The sequence below is a fragment of the Desulfobacula sp. genome (assembly GCF_021107415.1).
The window spans coordinates 1-5,499 of record NZ_JAIOSW010000334.1 but is presented as its reverse complement, the minus strand read 5'-3'; the positions used below and the strand labels follow the sequence as shown (position 1 = coordinate 5,499).

The window sequence follows — 5,499 nt, the reverse complement described above, 5'->3', positions numbered from 1 at the left end:
TGGATGTCAGACAGCCCTCAGAATACCAGGAGAGTCATATTCCAGGAGCCACTTTGATTCCTTTGCCCCAGCTTTCGGACAGGCTTGATGACCTTGATCCTGAAAAACCGACCCTGGTCTACTGAGCCGTTGGTGGGCGCAGCCGTGTTGCTGCACAGATGCTTGCAGGAAAAGGGTTTAAAAAAGTGTTTAATGTGGCAGGCGGGATAAAGGCATGGCATGCTAAAACAGCCGTTGGCCCGCAGGATCTTGGAATGGATTTTTTCAGCGGCAAAGAGGAACCGCTGGATGTGTTAAAGGTTGCCTATTCACTTGAACAGGGATTACGTGAATTCTATCTTGTTATGGAAAAAGAGGCGAAAAATGAAAAAGTAAAAGATCTTTTTGCCAAATTATCCGAGATTGAAGTGAAACATCAGATGTCTATTTATATAGCATACAATGACATCAGTGATGAGGAACTGAGTAAAGATGCATTTGAAAAAATGGTTGAAACCAGGGCATTGGAAGGGGGGCTTTCCACCAGAGAATATCTTGAGCTTTTCAACACAGACCTGGATTCTGAAAGAGAAGTGATTTCCCTTGCCATGTCAATAGAAGCCCAGGCACTGGATCTTTATCAAAGACTCTCCTTGCGAGTCACGAATTCACAATCAAGGGATATTATTAATAAGATTGCAAATGAAGAAAAAGCGCATCTTGCAAGCCTGGGTAAACTGATGGACAATCTTTAACCTGCTTGTGACCTTTAACCTGAAGGTCACACGTAACCTGAAGGTCACAAGTAAAAGGAGAGGGTGAAATGAGAAAACATCTTGTGCTTGTCGGGGGCGGTCATGCTCATATGATGACCCTTGAAAATATTGATAAATTTGTTGAAAAGGGGTTTAAAGTAACGGTGATAGGCCCTTCTTTTTATCACTATTATTCCGGTATGGGCCCGGGGATGTTGGGCGGGACATACGGCCCCGATGACATCCGCTTCGCCACAAGAGACGTGGTTCAAAAACAGGGCGGTATTTTTATAAAGGATAAAGTTGACAGGATTGATCCGGATAAAAAAGAGATTTATACCAGTACCGGGCATACCTTCACCTATGATGTGCTCTCCTTTAATGCGGGCAGCTATGTTCCCATGCAGGCAGCTCCAGAGGCTCGTGACAATATTTATTCTGTAAAACCCATTGAAAAGCTTATGGAGGCAGCCGATAAATTAAAAGAATTATTTGCACAAAAAAAGATGCTTGTCAGTATTGTCGGGGGTGGGCCTTCATCTGCCGAAGTGGCCGGAAATGTGTGGCAGCTGGCAAAAAAAGTGAACAGGCAACTACCGGATATCCGGATTTTTGCAGGCAAAAAATTCATGGCCAAATTCCCCGAAACTATCAGGTCAAGAGTTTTATCATCCCTTCAGAACAGGGGGATTCAAATCATAGAAGCCGGCTATGTAAAAGAGATTAAGCCCAATGAGATTTGCCTTGAATCCGGGGAAACATTCCCAACAGATTTTATTTTTATGGCTCTGGGTGTCAAACCCTCTACCATTTTTGAGGAATCAGGCCTGCCGGTCGGTCCGGATAAAGGACTTTTAGTGAATAAATACCTGCAGTCGGTAAAATATCCGGAAATATTCGGCGGCGGTGACTGTATCTATTTTGAGGATCAGCCGTTGGATAAGGTCGGGGTATACGCTGTCAGGCAAAATCCTGTTTTGCTGCACAATCTTATGGCAAGCCTTGACGGTAAAGAACTTGAAATGTTTGATCCGGGTCCGGAATATCTTTTGATTTTTAATGTGGGTGGCGGACTGGGTGTGTTCAAGAAAAAAAACTTCGTGTTTGGTGGGAAAATTGCATTTATGATTAAAGACTATATTGATCGTAAATTTATGAAGAAATTTCAAGCCATTGAGAAAGTGTTATAGGTTTTAAGGGAAAAAACCAATGGGAAAAAGTCCGGGATTTAAAATTATTTTGTTGCTGGTCATTCTATGTTTAATCGGGATGTTTTTTTTGTTTGACCTGGATCAGTATTTTTCTCTTTCCAACCTTAAAAACGAACTGGCGGCTTTTAAAGAGTATTATGGGCAGCATAAGGCTTGGACCATGGTGATTTACATGGTCGTCTATATTCTTATGGCAGCCTTGTCCCTGCCCGGAGCCGCTATTATGACACTGGCCGGTGGTGCATTGTTCGGACTTTTTTACGGGATACTTCTTGTTTCCTTTGCCAGCACCATCGAAGCAACATTGGCCTTTTTATTTTCTCGCTATATGTTTAGAGACTGGGTTCAGAATAAGTTTTCTTCAAAGCTTTCGGCCATTAACAAAGGGATAAAAAAGGAGGGTGGATTCTATTTGTTTACCTTAAGGCTTGTGCCGGTTTTCCCCTTTTTTATGATCAACCTTGTCATGGGGTTGACTGCCATTCGTACCATTGTCTTTTATATTGTCAGCCAGGTGGGAATGTTCCCTGGCACTATTGTATTTGTCAATGCAGGAACCCAGTTGGCAAAAATAGAATCACCCGGCGGTATTTTATCATGGAACATTATTTTTTCTTTTGCCTTATTGGGTGTTTTTCCAATTATTGCAAAACGGTTTACAGCAGTTGTCAGAAGCCGGAAAATATTTTCTAAATTCTTAAAGCCCAAATCTTTTAATTATAACCTTGTGGTGATCGGTGCAGGGTCGGCAGGACTTGTGGCATCCTTTATTGCAGCAGCTGTCAAGGCAAAGGTTGCTTTGATTGAAGAACATAAAATGGGGGGGGATTGCCTTAATACCGGATGTGTGCCCAGCAAGGCCCTTATTGCCAGTGCCAAACTTGCCTCCTATGCCAAAAGAGCAAAAGAATTCGGATTTGACAGCGCCTCAGTTGATTTTAATTTTGCAGCGGTCATGGAACGGATTCAATCTATTATTAAAAAAGTTGCACCCCATGATTCAGTGGAGCGTTTCACCGGACTGGGCGTAGATTGTATCCAGGGCAGGGCAAACATCGTATCGCCCTTTGAAGTAAAGGTGAATGGTAAAGTTTTAACCACAAAAAATATTATTGTTGCCACCGGCGCAAAACCAATGATTCCTGATTTGCCCGGGCTGCATCAAATAAATTATCTTACCTCGGACAATATCTGGGATATCAGAACACTGCCGGAAAATTTGGTGGTCCTGGGTGCAGGCCCCATCGGGTGTGAGCTGGCACAGGGGTTTTCAAGGCTGGGATCAAACGTGACCCTTGTCCAGAGAGGCTCGCAGATAATGAAAAAAGAAGATCTGGATGCAGCCCAAATAATTTTAGACAGATTTCAGTCCGAAGGCATTGAAGTTCTTTTGAAGCATTCCGCCAAAGCAATTGAAGTTTCAGGGGAAGAAAAACAACTGGTCTGCGATCATGATGGGAAAAAAATCAGAATTACATTTGATGAAATTTTAATCGCCCTTGGAAGAACCCCGAATGTTAAAGGCTTTGGCCTTGAAGAACTGGGGATTGAACTTGTCGGGAATCGGCATATTGAAACCAATGAATTTTTACAGACCAATTTTCCCAATATTTATTGCAGCGGAGATGTTCATGGCCGGTTTCAGTTTACCCATACAGCAGCCCATGAAGCCTGGTATGCTTCTGTAAACGCTCTGTTTGGCAGATTTAAGAAATTCAGGGTGGATTACAGCATCATCCCATGGGCCACTTACACCGACCCTGAAGTGGCAAGGGTTGGCTTGAATGAGACAGACGCCAAATTTGCTCACATTGATTATGAAATGGTTAAATATGGGATTGATGATCTTGACCGGGCCATTGCAGACTCTGAAGATCATGGGTTTGTAAAGGTTTTGACCCTGCCGGGAAAGGATAAAATATTAGGCGTTACCATTGTGGGAAATCATGCGGCCGATGTGATAGCAGAGTTTGTCCTTGCGATGAAGCATGGAATAGGGTTGAATAAAATATTAGGGACAATTCATATTTATCCCACAATGGCTGAAGCCAACAAGTATGCGGCAGGCTTATGGAAGAAAAATCATGCACCTGGAAAATTACTTGCATGGATCAAAAAATACCATGCTTGGGCGCGGGGATGATCAACTCAAATTATATTTAATAAATTATTGGAAAGGAGGAATTTTTTTTTTAAACAGTTTACAGTTCCGGGAATGGGATGTCTCTCCTATATGATCGGCTGTCCACAGGCAGGTGTTGCCTGTGTTGTTGATCCGAAGAGAGATGTTCAGGATTATATTGAAGTTGCCCGGGAAAATAATCTTAGAATTACCCATATTTTTGAAACCCATGTTCACGCGGATCATATTTCGGGAAATATGGAAATTAAATCAAGGACCGGGGCGGATACCTGTACGGCGGAATCAAGAGCTGGCAGGAAGCCGGTTTTCCCATTGAGCAATTGTGGCATATTTCTGCAGAATCACGGGTTTGTTCATGTCCACAGCCTGGCCGGAGGGACAACGGCATGGCGGAACAGCGGCTATGAATTGATTGTGTAATACCGGGTATCTTTATATGGAATGTATTCGGAAATAACAAAGGTAAAAATAAACCACTAAAAGGAGAAAAATCAGATGAAAGTAACTATTACAAAACAGTGCATGGGAGACAGAAACTGCAACGATCTTTGTTCGGAAGTTTTTGAGTATGATGAAGATCAATTAAAGTCTACGATTAAAGTGGATGAGATCCCGGATCATTTTAAAGACATCGTCCGCAAGGCAGCAGATGAATGCGGTGCCGACGCTATTATTATTGAAGAATAAAAAAGAAGGTGTATATGATTAAATTCAGGGAAAGTCAGACCGCAAAAAATCTTCATATTTCTTTTGCAGCAGAAACCCAGGCCAGAACCCGGTATGATTTTTTTGCAAACAAAGCCAGGGAAGAAGGGTTTATTCAGATTGCAAAAATATTTGATGAAACTGCAGGTCAGGAATTTGAACATGCGTTGCGGTTTTTTAAATTTTTTAACGGGGGAGAGCTTGAAATGAAATGGGTCTTTCCCACGGGTGTAATTAAGGATACCCGTGCCAATCTTCTTTCAGCAGCAGCTTTGGAAAAATAGGTCAGCGAAGATATGTATGAAAAATTTGCAAAGATAGCCGAAGAAGAAGGATTTGAAAGGGCACAAGATACGTTCAACAATATTATTGTAGCAGAAAAGCATCATGAAAAGCTCTACCTTGAGCTGGCCGAAAATATTGCAACGGACAGGGTTTTTAAAAAAGATGAAGAAAAAGTCTGGCGCTGTCTGAGCTGCGGATACCTGCATACAGGAAGATCTGCACCGAAAAAGTGTCCTGCCTGTGTAAAACCGACAGGGTATTCTGAATTGCTATATAAAAATTGGTAAAAAATATCTGACACAACAAGCGAGACACTTATGACTCGTTTGTTGTATCGTTCATATGTATCAAAAAATCACTATCCATTCCATTCCATTTATTCATAGCATTCTTCATGGAAATGATACTATAGGCACGTAAT

Annotated in this window: 6 protein-coding genes and 1 pseudogene; all 7 read left to right on the top strand. The window is 42.1% G+C overall.

Annotated elements, in window-relative coordinates:
- Positions 1-734: rhodanese-like domain-containing protein (locus K8S13_RS16925; RefSeq protein ID WP_291464325.1), on the top strand; the 734-nt coding region annotated here is incomplete at its 5' end.
- A gap of 68 nt (positions 735-802) precedes the next feature.
- Positions 803-1,924, top strand: coding sequence for an FAD-dependent oxidoreductase (locus K8S13_RS16920; protein WP_291464323.1), 1,122 nt, complete (start codon positions 803-805; stop codon positions 1,922-1,924).
- A gap of 19 nt (positions 1,925-1,943) precedes the next feature.
- A complete protein-coding gene (locus tag K8S13_RS16915) occupies positions 1,944-4,088 on the top strand; it encodes an FAD-dependent oxidoreductase (RefSeq protein ID WP_291464321.1) in 2,145 nt (714 codons plus the stop codon).
- A gap of 72 nt (positions 4,089-4,160) precedes the next feature.
- Complete coding sequence (locus tag K8S13_RS16910) at positions 4,161-4,508, top strand: MBL fold metallo-hydrolase (protein ID WP_367172696.1); 348 nt, start codon at positions 4,161-4,163, stop codon at positions 4,506-4,508.
- A 75-nt stretch (positions 4,509-4,583) separates the two neighbouring features.
- A complete protein-coding gene (locus tag K8S13_RS16905) occupies positions 4,584-4,775 on the top strand; it encodes a ferredoxin (RefSeq protein WP_291464317.1) in 192 nt (63 codons plus the stop codon).
- A gap of 14 nt (positions 4,776-4,789) precedes the next feature.
- Positions 4,790-5,191 (top strand): annotated as a pseudogene (locus K8S13_RS16900) (rubrerythrin family protein); the annotation flags it as partial.
- A 9-nt stretch (positions 5,192-5,200) separates the two neighbouring features.
- Positions 5,201-5,365, top strand: a complete 165-nt coding sequence (locus tag K8S13_RS25760; protein ID WP_367172697.1) for a rubredoxin-like domain-containing protein — start codon at positions 5,201-5,203, stop codon at positions 5,363-5,365.
- Positions 5,366-5,499 lie beyond the last annotated feature (134 nt).

Coding starts and splice junctions, on each gene's coding strand:
- K8S13_RS16905 (WP_291464317.1), top strand. CDS start 4,584: ATGAAAGTAACTATTACAAAACAGTGCATGGGAGACAGAAACTGCAAC.
- K8S13_RS16910 (WP_367172696.1), top strand. CDS start 4,161: ATGGGATGTCTCTCCTATATGATCGGCTGTCCACAGGCAGGTGTTGCC.
- K8S13_RS16920 (WP_291464323.1), top strand. CDS start 803: ATGAGAAAACATCTTGTGCTTGTCGGGGGCGGTCATGCTCATATGATG.
- K8S13_RS16915 (WP_291464321.1), top strand. CDS start 1,944: ATGGGAAAAAGTCCGGGATTTAAAATTATTTTGTTGCTGGTCATTCTA.